Consider the following 13,446-nt stretch of genomic DNA (forward strand, 5'->3'; position numbering starts at 1 on the left):
AGCTTCAGCTTCTTGATGTCGGTCGGGGTGAAGTCGGGCATGACCTCCAGCGCCATCTCATAGGCGAGGTCTTCCTGGCCGGCGATGACCTTGTCCATGTCCGAGGTCAGCTTCATCTCGGCCGGGGCGGCCGGGCGCACCTTGGCGTCGTCCAAGGCCTTCTGGCTCGAGGTGTTCAGCGCGTCGTTGACGATCTCGCCCATCAGGTCGCGGCCGAAGGTCTTCTTGACGTGCGCCACGGGCACCTTGCCGGGACGGAAGCCCTTGAGCTTCATCTGCGGCGCGACTTCCTTCAGCTTCGCGTCCAGCTTCTCGTTCAGCTCGGCGGCGGGAATGGTCACCGCGATGACGCGGCTGAGACCTTCGTTGGACTTTTCGACAACTTGCATGGCCGGATTCTGACGCTCTGGGGCGGCGCCATGAAGGCAGGCGCTGCACGGTGTGGGTAAAGCAAAAGGGCCGCCCGTAACCGTTTCCGGTGAGGCGGCGCCTTTGAAGCCCGCCCTTATGTCGAGGCCGGTCCGAAAGGTCAACGTGAGACGCGGAAGCCTCGCCTGTTTCGGCGGCGGCCCCGGCCCGCTATCTAGGTGGCATGAGCCCCTCCCCCGCCCCAATCGGCGTCGCCGTCTTCCCGGTGACGGCCCTGCAGCAGAACTGCACCCTCGTCTGGTGCCGCCAGACCCTCAAGGCAGCGATCATCGATCCGGGGGGCTCGGTGGACGCCCTGCTCGCCGCCGTCGCGAAGCAGGGGCTGACGCTGGACGCCATCTGGATCACCCACGGCCATCTCGACCACGCTGGCGGCGCGGCCGAGATGCAGGAGAAGACCGGGCTCGACATCATCGGCCCGCACCTCGAAGACCAGTTCTGGATCGACGGCATCCCTGCGCAAGGCCAGTTGTACGGCATCCCGGAGGCCCGCAGCTTCACCCCGACCCGCTGGCTGGCCGAAGGGGACGTGGTGACGCTGGGCGAAACGACGTGGGAGGTCTTCCACTGCCCCGGCCACACGCCGGGCCATGTGATCTTCTTCAACCGCGCGGCGCGGTTCGCACAGGTGGGCGACGTCCTGTTCCAGGGCTCCATCGGCCGGACGGACTTCCCACGCAGCGACCACGCCAGTCTGCTGAACGCCATCGTCACCAAGCTGTGGCCGCTGGGCGACGACGTCGCTTTCGTACCGGGACACGGTCCGACGTCGACCTTTGGGGCCGAGCGCCGGACCAATCCGTTTGTGTCGGACGAGGCGCTGCGGCGGGCGCCGATCGCCCGAGCCGCCGGCGGCCCCGCCTAGGGCCTCAGCCCTGGCGCCTCAACGGGCGGCCAGCAGCCCGATCACCACGCCGATGCCCAGCGCATACAGCGACGCGCGCACCGGGTCGGACTCGACCGAACCGCGCAGCCGTTGAGCCCGGGTACGGCCCCAGTCACCGGCCATGCGCGCGTCCTCGCGGACGGCCTGACGCAGAGGACGCGGCGCGGCCTCGGCTGCGGCGTCCGCCTCGGCCAGGATCGCGTCCGCCTCGCGCTCAAGCTCGGCCGATGGCGCGTCCAGCCCGTCGTCGATGTCTTCGACGTAAGTGTCGGCGGCGTGGGTCTCGGTCACGGGCGGGCTCCTTGAGTTCGTTGAGCCGGTCAAACCGCCGACGGGCGCGCCGGTTCCGGCTTCTCGGCCACCCTCCGCAATCGTGATTGAACGCCCGGCCTTACGGACACGTTTGTCTGGGGAGAGGAGCTTTCCCCCATGACCTTCATCGAGCCCGACACCCCCGGCGGTCAGCCGGAGATCACGCCGCCAGATACGCCGGGCCCCGACATCGATCCCGGATCGACGCCCCAGGAGATGCCCCAGCAGGACCCCGGCGGTGGCGACGAAGGCGACTCACGCCCTTACGGCCAGGCTGTGTCCAACCCCTCTATTTCGTTCGCAAATCCGTGAAGTCGATACCGGAACCCCATGCAGGCGGGAGGGTTGGTAGAGCAACCGCCACCGTCGCCACGAAAGGAACCCAGATGGTTCAAGGTCAGTCCACCCGCGCATCCGGAGTCTCCAAGCGGGGCTTCGCCTCGATGGATCCGGAGCGCCAGCGCGAGATCGCCCGCAAGGGCGGAGCCAGCGTCCCGAGCGAGAAACGCAGCTTCTCGCAGGATCGGAGCCTTGCGGCCCAGGCCGGCCGGAAGGGCGGCGAGGCGTCCCACGGCGCGCGCGGTCGCGACACCAACCGCGACGCCGAGTAGGCGTCCGGAACGAACGGCAGAAAGGGGCGGCGCCGGCAGGCGCCGCCCCTTTTGATTCAGGCCTTCAGAAGGGCCAGCGCCACCGACGGAGCAGCTCCCGTCTCGAACGCCGCAACCGACCAGCCCGCAGCCTGCGCCATTGTCCGCACCGTCGCTTCGGTGAACTTGCGCGAGTTCTCTGTGTGGATGGTCTCGCCCTGGGCGAAGGCGATCCGCTCGCTCCCTACGACGACCTGCATGTCGCGCGTCGCCTCGAGGTGCATCTCCACGCGAGACTCGCCCGCATTCCAGACCGCCCGGTGAATGAATGCATCGACGTCGAAGTCGGCGCCGAGCTCGCGGTTCGCCCGCACCAGCAGGTTGCGGTTGAAGGCCGCCGTCACGCCGCGGGCATCGTCATAGGCGGCGACCAGTGTCTCGGGCGATTTCACGAGATCGACACCGAGGATGAACAGGGCGTCGTCGCCCAGCAACGTTCTGGCGCCGCGAAGGAAGCCTTCCGCCTCCGCGCGCTCCAGATTGCCGATGGTCGAGCCGGGGAAAAAGCCGATCCGGCGACCGTCGCCCAGCCCCGCCGGCAGCGCGCCCAGATGCAGAAAGTCCCCGACCAGCGGAATGACGTTCAGGTAAGGATAGGCCTCCGCGATCCGGCGCGCGGCCGCATCCAGCGCGTCGGCGCTGATGTCGATCGGCGCATAGGCGGACAGGCAGGGCGCGGCGTCCAGCACGATGCGAGTCTTTTCGCTGGCGCCCGAGCCGAACTCGACCAAGGCCGCGCCCAGGCCGAACCGTTCGGCCCAGCGGGGCGCCACTTCACGGAGCAGGGCCGCTTCCTGACGCGTAGGATAGTATTCCGGAAGTCGGGTGATCTCCTCAAACAGGCGCGACCCTTCGGCGTCGTAGAACCATTTGGGCGACGCAACCTTGGGCGAGCGGGTCAGCCCGCTCAGCAGATCACGGCGGAAGCGGGCGGTCTCGCCCGGGTCGGCCGTCGCGCTCGGCGGCGCCGCGGCGTCCTCGGCCAGTCTCAGTCCCATGAACGCCCACCTTTGCTGCGGATAGAAGAAGTTGCGGTAGCTGAGCCGCGCATGCCCCACGGGGGTGGCGAACGATGAGCCGCGCAGCACCATCTGGTTGGCCATGAACTTGCCGTTGTACTCGGACGCCGTGCCCTCGGTGGGTCGGAAGCCGGGGTACGGCGCGTAGGCGCTGGCGGTCCACTGCCACACCTCGCCAAAAGCATTGGAGAACGCCTCCGGGCGGCAGCGGACGGCGTGCTCCCACTCCGCTTCGGTCGGCAGCCGCTTGCCCGACCAGCGGGCGAACGCGTCGGCTTCGTAGAAGCTGATGTGGCGAACTGGCGCTTCGGGCTCTATGGGCCTTCGCCCAGCGAGGGTCATGCAGTTCCAGCCGTCCGTGTCTTCGCTCCAGTACAAAGGCGCCGTCCAGCGCTCGGCGCGAACCGCGACCCATCCGTCCGACAGCCACAGCTCGGGCCGCCGATAGCCGCCGTCTTCGATAAAGGCGACCCAGTCCGCGTTGTTCACCAGATCGTTCGCGAGCAGGTACGGCTCCAGCCAGACCCGGTGCGCCGGACCCTCGTTGTCGAAGGCGAAGCTCTCGCCGTCATGGCCGATCTCCACCAGCCCGCCGTCGAAACGGGTCATGCCCCCGCGGGCCCGTTCGCGGTCGGCGAAGCGGGGCTCGAGGTCATAGGCGGCGGGATCGAGCGGCGAGCGAGCCATCAGGTTCAGGATGTCCATCAGGAAGAGCTCCTGATGTTGCTGCTCGTGATGCAGGCCGAGGGTGAACAGGTACCTCAGACGACCGGATGGCGCGCCGCCCGCGAGCCACGTCTCCATCCGGCGGTCAATTTCCCGCCGATAGGCCATGACTTCGGCCACGGAGGGCCGGGTCATCAGGCCGCGGTCGCACCGCTCCACTCGCTTGCCCAGCGCTTCGTAATAGCTGTTGAACAGGGCCTGGAAGCGGTCGTCCACGGGACGATAGCCGGGCTCCGCCGACAGGATCATGGCCTCGAAGAACCAGCTGCCGTGGGCCAGATGCCACTTGCCGGGACTACAGTCCGCCATCGGCTGCGCGCCCAGATCCTCGGGCGACAGTCCAACGGCGAGGGCGGGCATGACCGCCCGGACGTCCCTGTAGGCGGAAAGGTCGTCAGCCGACCAAGCGGGCGTACGCGACGGCGCGTTCATCTGTGCGGCCCCTGGCTCTGGACGCCGGACCGGCGCTCAACTGCAAAACGGTCAAGGTTTCGGCTTGTTCCGATCTGGGGTCGCGGCGTCGGGTCGCAAGGTCAGAGAGCGGCGATCGCTTCGAGAAGCTCGTCTACGGCGGCCTCATCCGTCGCCCAGGAGCAGACGAAACGGACGGAGCCGTCGTCGAACCGGTAGCAGGCCCAGCCAAGCGCGTTCAGCCGCTGATGGGCCTCCGGCGGCATGCGCACGAACACGGCGTTGGCCTCGACGGGATGCGCGAGCACGAAGGCTGATCGACTCGCGATCCCCTCCGCCAGCCGCTGGGCCATCAGGTTGGCGTGGGCGGCCCCGTCCTCCCAGGCATTCGATTCCAAGAGCCCCAGCAACGGCGCCGATAGAAAGCGCGTCTTGGACGCCGTCTGGCCCGCCTGCTTGAGGCGGTTGTCGATGCGCCGCGCCAGGGAGCGGTCGAACATGACGATGGCCTCGGCGCAGTGCGCGCCCGCTTTCGCCCCGCCGAAAACCAGAACGTCCACGCCCAGACGCGCGATCTGCGTCAGGTCGAACCCGGCTGCCGCGGCGTTAGCCAGCCGGGCGCCGTCGAGATGCACCCGGTGGCCGCGCAGCTTGGCGGGCTCGATCAAGTGGCGCAGTTCCTCCTCCGTATAGACCGTGCCGTATTCGGTGGACTGCGTCAGGCTTAGAGCCGCGGCCGGTTGCCGATGCCCGACCTCGGGCTCGTCGAGGGCGGCGTGCAGCGCGACAGTATCGATCTTGCCAGAGAACCCGGGCAGTCCGATCAGCCCGACGCCAGAACCGAAGAAGCCGGGAGCGCCGGTTTCGTCGGTGCAGATGTGCGCGGCGTGGTGCGCCAGCACCGCCTCGTGCGGCGAGGCCAGCATCGCGAGGGCGATCGCGTTGGCCGCGGTGCCGGAGAAGACGAACCGCACCTCGGCGTCGGCATCCAGCCGGCCGCGGATCAGATCGGCCGCGCGCGCCGTGACCTCGTCCGAGCCATAGGCGCGCGCGTAGCCGGTGTTGGCCTCGACCAGCGCCTGCAGCGCGGCGGGAGCCATGCCCGCGGTGTTGTCGGACCCGAAATCGTAACGCACGGCCTAACCCTCGCTGCTGTCGACGTGGGCGTCGCCTGGCGACGGATCGCTCGGCGCTCGCCCCTCATCGTCGTCATCCCTCAGCACGCGCACCACCGGCAACACGGCTTCAGCGTCGCCATAGGGCACCGCGACCTGGTGCGGGAAGGGGATTTCGATGTCGGCCGCGTCCAGCGCCTCCTTGGCAGCCTGAAGCACGTCGGCGCGCGCCTGCCAGTAATCCTCGGACAGGGTCCATGCCTGCAGCGTCATCTCGACCGAACTGTCCAGCAGGGCCGTGACGCCGGCCCAGGGAGCCGGGTCCGCCAGCACCTTCTCATGCGCCGAGGCGGCGGAGATCAGCGCCGCGCGCGCCGTGTTGAGGTTATCGCCGTAGCCGACTCCAAGCTTCAGCTCCATCCGGCGGGTGTGCTGCCCCGAGAGGTTCATGATGGTGTCGCCGAAGACCTTGGAGTTCGGCACGACGATCTTGACGTTGTTGGCGTCCGTCATCTGGGTCAGGAACAGGTCCAGCCGCTGCACCTTGCCGACGCGCCCGCCAACGTCGATGAGGTCCCCGACCCGATAGGGCCGCAGGACCAGCAGCATCACACCCGCCGCCACGTTCGACAGCGTCCCCTGCAGGGCAAGGCCCACGGCCAACGAAGCCGCGCCCAGAACGGCGATGATCGAAGTCGTCTGGACGCCCAGCCGCTGCAGCACGGCGATCAGGCCGATGATCAGCACCAGCACGCGCACCACCTGAACGGCGAAGCTCAGCACTGTCGGGTCGTGACGGAACCCGCGCACCTTGGACAGGCCGCGGCGGGTGATGCCCGCCGCCCAGCGCGATGCAAATACCGTAACAGCCAGGATGAGCAGGGCGACGGTCAGGTTGATGGCGAAGTCGCCGGCCATGTCGGTCAGCTTGGCGATCATGGCGACGTCGACGGCGGCGGCCTTCTCGCCGGCGGCGATCACTTGGGTCAGGGGCAGGGACAGGCTCGACATGCGGCGGGTCTAACGTCCCCGTCGCGGATTGGAAGCCCGGCGCGCCCTCATGTGGCCTGACCTCCGGGCGTACCGACCCGGCCGCCGCCGCTCTCCAGCGCGTCCAGCAGGTCCATGACGTCGTCCAGCGTGTTGGCCTCGCGGGCCGGCTTGTCCCAGCGGATGCGGCTGACGCGAGGAAACCGCATCGCCACGCCCGACTTATGCCGCGTGGAGCGATTCAGCCCTTCGAAGGCGACCTCCAGCACCAGCCCGAAGTCCCGTTCGGCCCGCACCGACCGCACCGGTCCGAAACGGTCGATCGTGTGGTCGCGCACGAACTTGTCCAGCTGCTTCAACTCCTCGTCGGTGAAGCCGAAATAGGCCTTGCCCACCGGGGTCAGCGCGCCCTCCTCGGTCCAGACGCCGAAGGTGTAGTCGGAATAGAAGCTCGACCGCTTTCCTGAACCCCGCTGCGCGTACATCAAGACGGCGTCGATGACGTGCGGATCACGCTTCCATTTAAACCAGGGGCCCTTCGGACGACCGGCGAGATAGGGGCTGTCCCAACGTTTCAGCATCAGACCCTCGGCCACGGCTCCGACCGGCGGATCGGCGCGCAGCCGCGCCAGCTCCTTCCAGTCCGCGTACGGAACAACCGGCGAGAGGTGCAACCGCTCGCCGCCGTCGGCCGCCAGCCTCTCAAGCCGGACACGTCGCTCCCTGAGCGGCAGGCTTCGCAGATCTTCCCCGGCCACCGCGAGGATATCGTAGGCGACCACGGCCGCCGGATAGGCCGCCATTGTCTTCGCATCGACCGCCTTGCGGTTTAGCCGCTGTTGCAGGTCACCGAACGGGGCCACCTCCCCGTCCCTCCAAACGACCAACTCCCCGTCCAGCGCGCCTTCGAAGGTCAGCCCCGACATCACGTCCGGAAAGGCGCCCGAGATCTCGTCCCCGGTGCGCGAGTAGAGCTTCTGCACCCCCTCCTCCCGGACCGCCTGCACCCGGATGCCGTCCCACTTCCACTCCGCGGCGTAGTCCGCCGGCGACAGCCGCTCGAAGTCGACCGCCTCATCGATCGCCACGGCCAGCATGACGGGCCGGAAACGCCCGGGCGCGTCGCCGCTGGGTTTCTCCGACCGGCCCTCAAGCCAGGCGAACAGGTCGGCGTAGGGCGGCGTCAGCGCGTGCCAGATCTCCTCGATGTCGGACGCGTCGACCGGCGCCAGGGGCGTCTGCGTCTCCCCGCCTTCGGGATCGGGCGGTTCGGCGACGGCCGCTGGACGCATCATGGCCGCCGCTGTCTTGGCCAGTCGGGCGGACATTCCGACCCGCAGCGCCCCGGTCATCAGCTTCAGGAGGGCCCACCGCCCCTTGGGCTCCAGCGCGTCCAGCCACCCCTCGAGCAGACCCTTCACCTCGGGGCGGCTGGCGGTGCGCAGGGCCTCAACCACCTCGGCCAGCTCGGGCTCCCGGTTGGGCCGGTAATCCGGATCGCGGGGCCAAATCAGCGCCACCGTCTCGGCCATGTCCCCCACATAATCGTAGGACCAGCCGAACAGCACCGGATCGACCCGCGCCTCGACCGCCTTGCGGATCATCGCGGGTTTGGCGGCGTCGAAGCTGAGGTCGCCGGTCAGCGCCGCCAGCGCCCAGCCTCGATCAGGGTCCGGCGCGGTCCTCAGGTAGTCGCGCAGCAGCACCAGCTTCGCATTGCGCGAAGCCGTCAGCGACAGTCGGTCCAGCAGTTCGGCGAAGGCGCGCATCCGCTCTTCAAACGCGAAACGCCCCGGAAGTCTCCCTCCAGGGCGTCAAGCTTGGCTTCGACCGCGTTCTTAGTTGAACAGGCTCGCGATAACCGCGGTGATCAGGCCGCCGGCGATGGCGGCCAGCACCACGTCATTGCCGCTGCGGACGTAGTGGTACCCGTGCGGCGGCTGGCGCAGGCCGTAGCGGGCGTAGTCGTTCACGACGTACTGGTTCGTCCGGTAGTAGGACGGCATGCGCTGACCATAGGACCAGGTTTGGGTCTGGTAGCCGCGCGGGGCGTAGTAACGGCCGGCGTTGTAGCGTTGCTGGGACTGCTGCCACCGCGCGTAAGCCCGTTGGTCCTGACGGACTTCGCGACGGTCTTCGCGGACGTCCTGACGGAATTCGCGGCGATCTGCGCGGTTGTCCTGACGGAATTCGCGGCGATCTTCGCGGCGCTCCTGGCGCTGTTCGTTGCGGTCGCCGCGCGATTGGGCTTCGGCGGCGGAGGCCACGCCCAGCGAGCTCGTGGCGAGCGTCGCGGCGATGGCGGCGGTGAGGAACTTCTTCATGGGAGGGTCTCCGGGTGTGGCCGAAGGATTTCGACTTGCCCGCACCTTGGGCCCCGGCGGTTGAGCCGCGCCTGAACGGCGTCGCTCACCCCGGGTTCACCCTCCGGCCCTGTTTTAGACCCAGTCGGCGGCCGACCTCAGGCGGCGGCCGACTGCGGGCGCTCGACCGTGCTGCGCAAGCCGGCGCGCCCCAGGTGGACCCTGTTCATGAGATCGGCCAGCGCGGCGAAGTCGATCGGCTTGTTCAGATAGGCGTCGGCCCCCGCGTCCAGACCTGCGGCGTGATCCTCGCTGCGGGCGGAGGCGGACAGCACGACGATCGGCGTCTCACGGTTGGCTCCGTTCCCGGCGCGGATGGTTCGGGTTGCGGTCAGGCCGTCCATGACCGGCATGTTCACGTCCATGACGATCAGGTCGAAGCGCTGGTCCTGGGCCATGGCCACTGCGATCTGCCCGTTCTCCGCACTGACAGAGGCGTGCCCGGCCGAACCCAGCCACGCGTCAAGGATCATGCGGTTGACCGGGTGGTCCTCGACGACCAGCACGTTCAGCGACTGACCGTCCGCGACCTCCGCGTGGATCGCTTCGGCCGCCGTGGGCCGCGACCATTCGACAACGTCGCTCTCTACCGAGAAGGTGAAGGTCGAGCCGGTTCCCACCGTCGAAGTCACGGTGATGTCGCCGCCCATGATGTTGGCCATGCGCCGCGCGATGGTCAGGCCCAGACCCGTCCCGCCGAAGCGGCGCGTCGACGAGCCGTCGACCTGGGTGAAGGGCTGGAACAGCCGGGACAGATCCTCCGGCGAGATGCCGGCCCCGGAATCCGTGACGGCGAAGTCGAAACGGACCCGCTCGTTGCTCAGCCGCTCGCCGCGAACCAGATAGGTGACGTCACCGCTGTCGGTGAATTTCACGGCATTGGACAGCAGGTTGTGGATCACCTGACAGACCCGCAGCGGGTCGCCGCGGACCACGTCGGGGATCTCGCCCTCGAACCGGGTGGTGAAGTTCAGGCCCTTGGCCTCGGCCTGCGCGCCGAAGGGGCCGGTGACCCGCTTGTGCAGGTCCTCGACCGAGACGTCGACGACATCGAACGTCATCTTGCCGGCCTCGATCTTGGTCATGTCGAGGATGTCGTTCAGCAGGCTGAGCAGGTTGTCGCCCGAGTTGCGGATGATCGACAGATATTCGCGCTGGCCCGCGTCGAGCCGGGTCGCGCCGAGAAGTTGGGCCGCGCCGAGGACGCCGTTCATGGGCGTGCGCAGCTCGTGCGAGATGACGCCCAGGAAGCTGGACTTGGCCTCGCTGGCCGCGTTCGCGCGGTCCCGCGCCGCCTCTAGTTCCTCGATCAGATGGGCCTGATGCTCCTGGAAGGCGCGGATGCGTTCTTCGCGCAGCATGGTCATCATGACCAGCACGACCAGACCGGCCGCGGTGAACGGCACGACCGCCAGGAACTGCCAGAAGGTCGCCGTGCCCCACAGGCTGACGGCGATCACAACCGCCGCGACGCCGTAGGGCGAGGAGATGACGATGGCCTGACGCGGCGAACTGCGCAGCTGGGCGAACACCAGCACATAGCCTGAAACCAGCAGGGCCATGGCGAGGGCGTGGCCGAACTCCGCTCCCGAGAACCACGCCAGCAGCGGCGCCGTGGCCCACGAGGCGGTCGTGGCGGTGGCGACGGCCGGAAACACCAGCCCCCAGCCCGCGCCCACGCGGTTGCTGATCCGCTTTTCGACCGCACCACGGAGGGCGCCCGCCGCGACGGTGCCGACGAACCAGACGAGCGCCAGCAGCGGTCCCACCGTTGCCAGCAGGCCCAGCGCCCACGCCCCGATGATCATGTAGCGAAGATACTGGGTTTGAAGAATCGCGCGCAGGGCCTGCGCCGCTTCACCGGACCCCGGTTCGCCGCTGCTCGACTTCCCGATACCGTCCGATTCCACCATATGCGCCCTGCCCCGATGTTCGGTCGAAACGCTAGTCGGGAGTCTCTAAGACGAGGTGAACGGCCGTTTTTCCGTCACACATGGTTCGCCGTCAGATTGCGGAGGAGGCCTCCCGCGGGGTGAGCGCGCGGATCGATAATGCGTGCAGCGGCCCCGCCAGTTCGTCACGCAGCAGTGCGTTGATCGTCCGCTGGCGCTCGACGCGGCTCTGCCCATCGAACGCGGCTGCGACCACGGTCAGGTTGAAATGGCTCTCCCCGCCGGCCCGCCCGTCCACCCCGCCCTCGTGGTGATGGCCGGCGTGGCGGGCGCTGTCGTCGACGATCTCCAGACGCTCCGGCGACAGGCCGACCGTCAGTTTTTTCCGGATAATCGTCGCAATCGGGCCTTCCGGCATGGCGGCGTCCTTGTTGGTGACCAATTCGCCCCTACACTTCGGTCGATGTCATCCGAGTTTCAATACAAGCCGCGCTTCAAGGACATGCGGATCAAGCCGCCGCGCCCCGAAGAGGAGGCGGCGGAAGCCGACGTGCTGCACCTGAAGCCGGGCGAGAAGCCGTGCCAGTGGCCCGACTGCCGTCAGGCCGCAACGGCCCGGGCGCCGAAGTCGCGCGAGCGGCTGAACGACTTCTACGATTTCTGTCAGCGCCATGCCGGCGAGTACAACAAGGGCTGGAATTTCTACGCCGGCATGTCCGACGGCGAGGTCCGCGCGGCCAAGGAGAACGAGGCCATGACGGGCGGCCGCCCGACCTGGGAAATGAAGGCGGGCAAGTTCAGTCGCGAGGCGGCGGCTTTCGCCTCCAAGATGGGCACCGCCAACACGAAGGGGGCCGGCAGCTGGCAGGACAGCTTCGGCCTGTTCGGCCGCCGCACCCGGGAACAGGCGGGGCCGGAGGGCGAGGACAATCTGCGCCTCGGCAAGCTGGAACGCGCGGCTCTGGCCGATCTCGATCTGGACGCCCGCACCGACAAGGCGGGGATCAAGGCGCGCTATCACGAGATGCTGAAGCGGTTCCACCCCGACCTGAACAGGGGCGACCGCGGCGCGGAGGCCAAGCTTCAGAACGTGATCAAGGCCTACAAGACCCTGAAGAAGGCCGGTCTGGCCTAGCGCCAGAGCCGCGAACGCCTAGCTATGGGGCTCCCCACCAAGGAGCCCTCCTATGGAAGTCCTCTACAAGGCCCACGCGACCGCCACGGGCGGCGGCCGTGACGAAGGCCGGTCCGCCACCGACGACGGCAAGATCGACGTCAAACTGTCCGTACCGACCGAAATGGGCGGCAAGGGCGGTGACGGGACCAATCCCGAACAGCTGTTCGCGACCGGCTATGCCGCCTGCTATCTCGGAGCCCTGCGGCTGGTCAGCGGCAAGTCGGGCGCGCCGGTAGGGCCCAACACGAAAATTCACGCCACCGTCGGCTTCGGCAAGAACACCCGCGGCGAGGGCTTCAACCTCGACATCGCCCTGAAAGTCACCGACCACGGCCTGGAGCGGAGCGTCATCGAGGACTTGATCCAGAAGGCTCATCAGGTCTGCCCCTATTCCAACGCCACGCGCGGCAATGTGGACGTGGCCCTGAGCGCGGAATAACGCCTCTGATCCGGTCGCGCGTGTTGAGCGGCGCGCGACCGGCATCTAGAGGAAGTGCATGACCTCCCCGCTCGACGCCACGCCCGATCCACTGCTGACCATGGAGCCGCACCGCCAGGCTACGGTGCGCGAAGTGTTCGGCATCGACTCCGACATGACCGTGCCGCTGTTCGCCGAGCGCGACAGCCACGTGCCCGAGATCGACGACGCCTACCGCTTCGATCCGCAGACGACGCTGGCCATCTGCGCCGGCTTCAGCTTCGACCGACGCGTCATGGTCCAGGGCTATCACGGCACCGGCAAGTCGACCCACATCGAGCAGGTCGCGGCCCGTCTCAACTGGCCCATGGTCCGCGTCAACCTCGACGCCCACGTCAGCCGCATCGACCTGGTCGGCAAGGACGCCATCGTCCTGAAAGACGGAAAACAGGTCACCGAGTTCCGCGAGGGCATGTTGCCGTGGGCGATCCAGCGCCCCATCGCCCTGGTGTTTGACGAGTACGACGCTGGCCGTCCCGACGTGATGTTCGTGATCCAGCGCGTGCTTGAGGCGCAGGGCCGCCTGACCCTGCTGGACCAGAACCGCGTCATCCGCCCGAACAAATTCTTCCGTCTGTTCGCCACCACCAACACAATCGGCCTCGGCGACACCTCGGGCCTGTACCACGGCACCCAGCAGATAAATCAGGGCCAGATGGACCGCTGGAACATCGTCACCACGCTCAACTATCTGCCGGCCGCGGTGGAGGCGCAGATCGTGCTCGCCAAGTCGGGCGAGTACGACAATCCGAACGGCAAGGATCAGGTCGAAAAGATGATCAAGGTGGCCGAGCTGTCGCGGCAAGGTTTCATCAATGGTGACATCTCGACGGTGATGAGCCCGCGAACGGTGATCAGCTGGGCGCAGAACACATTGATCTTTGGCGACGTCGGTTTCGCCTTCCGGGTGTCGTTCCTCAACAAGTGCGACGAGACCGAGCGGATGCTGGTGGCTGAGTACTATCAGCGCGTATTCGGCACCGAATTGCCCGAGAGCG

15 protein-coding genes are annotated in these 13,446 nt (G+C 67.8%); 6 read left to right on the forward strand and 9 right to left on the reverse strand.

Features of this window, described 5'->3' with window-relative positions:
• Window positions 1-389: trigger factor family protein (locus VGB60_RS07090; RefSeq protein WP_331037566.1), on the reverse strand; the 389-nt coding region annotated here is incomplete at its 3' end.
• Between the two features lie 203 nt (window positions 390-592).
• Here VGB60_RS07090 and VGB60_RS07095 point away from each other — a divergent pair.
• Complete coding sequence (locus VGB60_RS07095; RefSeq protein WP_331037567.1) at window positions 593-1,294, forward strand: MBL fold metallo-hydrolase; 702 nt, start codon at window positions 593-595, stop codon at window positions 1,292-1,294.
• 18 nt (window positions 1,295-1,312) lie between these two features.
• Here the strand turns inward: VGB60_RS07095 and VGB60_RS07100 are convergent, their stop codons facing one another.
• A complete protein-coding gene (locus tag VGB60_RS07100) occupies window positions 1,313-1,606 on the reverse strand; it encodes a hypothetical protein (RefSeq protein WP_331037568.1) in 294 nt (97 codons plus the stop codon).
• 138 nt (window positions 1,607-1,744) lie between these two features.
• Between VGB60_RS07100 and VGB60_RS07105 the strand changes: the two genes are divergently transcribed.
• Window positions 1,745-1,939, forward strand: coding sequence for a hypothetical protein (locus tag VGB60_RS07105; protein WP_331037569.1), 195 nt, complete (start codon window positions 1,745-1,747; stop codon window positions 1,937-1,939).
• Between the two features lie 74 nt (window positions 1,940-2,013).
• Window positions 2,014-2,238 (forward strand): general stress protein, encoded by a 225-nt coding sequence (locus VGB60_RS07110; RefSeq protein WP_331037570.1) that lies wholly within the window; start codon window positions 2,014-2,016, stop codon window positions 2,236-2,238.
• Between the two features lie 56 nt (window positions 2,239-2,294).
• Here the strand turns inward: VGB60_RS07110 and egtB are convergent, their stop codons facing one another.
• The 7 genes from egtB to VGB60_RS07145 all read right to left on the reverse strand — a co-directional run bounded on the left by egtB (window position 2,295) and on the right by VGB60_RS07145 (window position 11,211).
• Window positions 2,295-4,454, reverse strand: coding sequence for an ergothioneine biosynthesis protein EgtB (gene egtB, locus VGB60_RS07115; RefSeq protein ID WP_331037571.1), 2,160 nt, complete (start codon window positions 4,452-4,454; stop codon window positions 2,295-2,297).
• Window positions 4,455-4,555: 101 nt separating this feature from the next.
• Window positions 4,556-5,569: a threonine aldolase family protein gene (locus VGB60_RS07120; RefSeq protein WP_331037572.1), complete on the reverse strand. Its 1,014-nt coding sequence runs from the start codon at window positions 5,567-5,569 to the stop codon at window positions 4,556-4,558.
• A gap of 3 nt (window positions 5,570-5,572) precedes the next feature.
• Window positions 5,573-6,559 (reverse strand): mechanosensitive ion channel family protein, encoded by a 987-nt coding sequence (locus VGB60_RS07125; RefSeq protein WP_331037573.1) that lies wholly within the window; start codon window positions 6,557-6,559, stop codon window positions 5,573-5,575.
• A 47-nt stretch (window positions 6,560-6,606) separates the two neighbouring features.
• Window positions 6,607-8,307, reverse strand: a complete 1,701-nt coding sequence (locus VGB60_RS07130) for a cisplatin damage response ATP-dependent DNA ligase (RefSeq protein WP_331037574.1) — start codon at window positions 8,305-8,307, stop codon at window positions 6,607-6,609.
• 69 nt (window positions 8,308-8,376) lie between these two features.
• The gene (locus VGB60_RS07135) at window positions 8,377-8,862 is read right to left on the reverse strand and encodes an RcnB family protein (protein WP_331037575.1); all 486 of its coding nucleotides are present in this window, start codon (window positions 8,860-8,862) and stop codon (window positions 8,377-8,379) included.
• A gap of 137 nt (window positions 8,863-8,999) precedes the next feature.
• Window positions 9,000-10,814: an ATP-binding protein gene (locus VGB60_RS07140; protein WP_331037576.1), complete on the reverse strand. Its 1,815-nt coding sequence runs from the start codon at window positions 10,812-10,814 to the stop codon at window positions 9,000-9,002.
• A 91-nt stretch (window positions 10,815-10,905) separates the two neighbouring features.
• Window positions 10,906-11,211, reverse strand: coding sequence for a BolA family protein (locus tag VGB60_RS07145; RefSeq protein WP_331037580.1), 306 nt, complete (start codon window positions 11,209-11,211; stop codon window positions 10,906-10,908).
• A 45-nt stretch (window positions 11,212-11,256) separates the two neighbouring features.
• Between VGB60_RS07145 and VGB60_RS07150 the strand changes: the two genes are divergently transcribed.
• The 3 genes from VGB60_RS07150 to cobS all read left to right on the forward strand — a co-directional run.
• Window positions 11,257-11,928 (forward strand): J domain-containing protein, encoded by a 672-nt coding sequence (locus VGB60_RS07150; RefSeq protein WP_331037577.1) that lies wholly within the window; start codon window positions 11,257-11,259, stop codon window positions 11,926-11,928.
• Between the two features lie 52 nt (window positions 11,929-11,980).
• Window positions 11,981-12,409 (forward strand): organic hydroperoxide resistance protein, encoded by a 429-nt coding sequence (locus VGB60_RS07155; protein WP_331037578.1) that lies wholly within the window; start codon window positions 11,981-11,983, stop codon window positions 12,407-12,409.
• A gap of 58 nt (window positions 12,410-12,467) precedes the next feature.
• Window positions 12,468-13,446, forward strand: a 979-nt coding sequence (gene cobS / locus VGB60_RS07160) for a cobaltochelatase subunit CobS (protein WP_331037579.1), incomplete at its 3' end; no start/stop codon positions are given.

The organism is Brevundimonas sp., from assembly GCF_036399195.1.
Lineage (GTDB): Bacteria > Pseudomonadota > Alphaproteobacteria > Caulobacterales > Caulobacteraceae > Brevundimonas.

Coding starts and splice junctions, on each gene's coding strand:
- VGB60_RS07095 (WP_331037567.1), top strand. CDS start 593: ATGAGCCCCTCCCCCGCCCCAATCGGCGTCGCCGTCTTCCCGGTGACG.
- VGB60_RS07105 (WP_331037569.1), top strand. CDS start 1,745: ATGACCTTCATCGAGCCCGACACCCCCGGCGGTCAGCCGGAGATCACG.
- VGB60_RS07110 (WP_331037570.1), top strand. CDS start 2,014: ATGGTTCAAGGTCAGTCCACCCGCGCATCCGGAGTCTCCAAGCGGGGC.
- egtB (WP_331037571.1), bottom strand. CDS start 4,454: ATGAACGCGCCGTCGCGTACGCCCGCTTGGTCGGCTGACGACCTTTCC.
- VGB60_RS07125 (WP_331037573.1), bottom strand. CDS start 6,559: ATGTCGAGCCTGTCCCTGCCCCTGACCCAAGTGATCGCCGCCGGCGAG.
- VGB60_RS07130 (WP_331037574.1), bottom strand. CDS start 8,307: ATGCGCGCCTTCGCCGAACTGCTGGACCGACTGTCGCTGACGGCTTCG.
- VGB60_RS07135 (WP_331037575.1), bottom strand. CDS start 8,862: ATGAAGAAGTTCCTCACCGCCGCCATCGCCGCGACGCTCGCCACGAGC.
- VGB60_RS07140 (WP_331037576.1), bottom strand. CDS start 10,814: ATGGTGGAATCGGACGGTATCGGGAAGTCGAGCAGCGGCGAACCGGGG.
- VGB60_RS07145 (WP_331037580.1), bottom strand. CDS start 11,211: ATGCCGGAAGGCCCGATTGCGACGATTATCCGGAAAAAACTGACGGTC.
- VGB60_RS07150 (WP_331037577.1), top strand. CDS start 11,257: ATGTCATCCGAGTTTCAATACAAGCCGCGCTTCAAGGACATGCGGATC.
- VGB60_RS07155 (WP_331037578.1), top strand. CDS start 11,981: ATGGAAGTCCTCTACAAGGCCCACGCGACCGCCACGGGCGGCGGCCGT.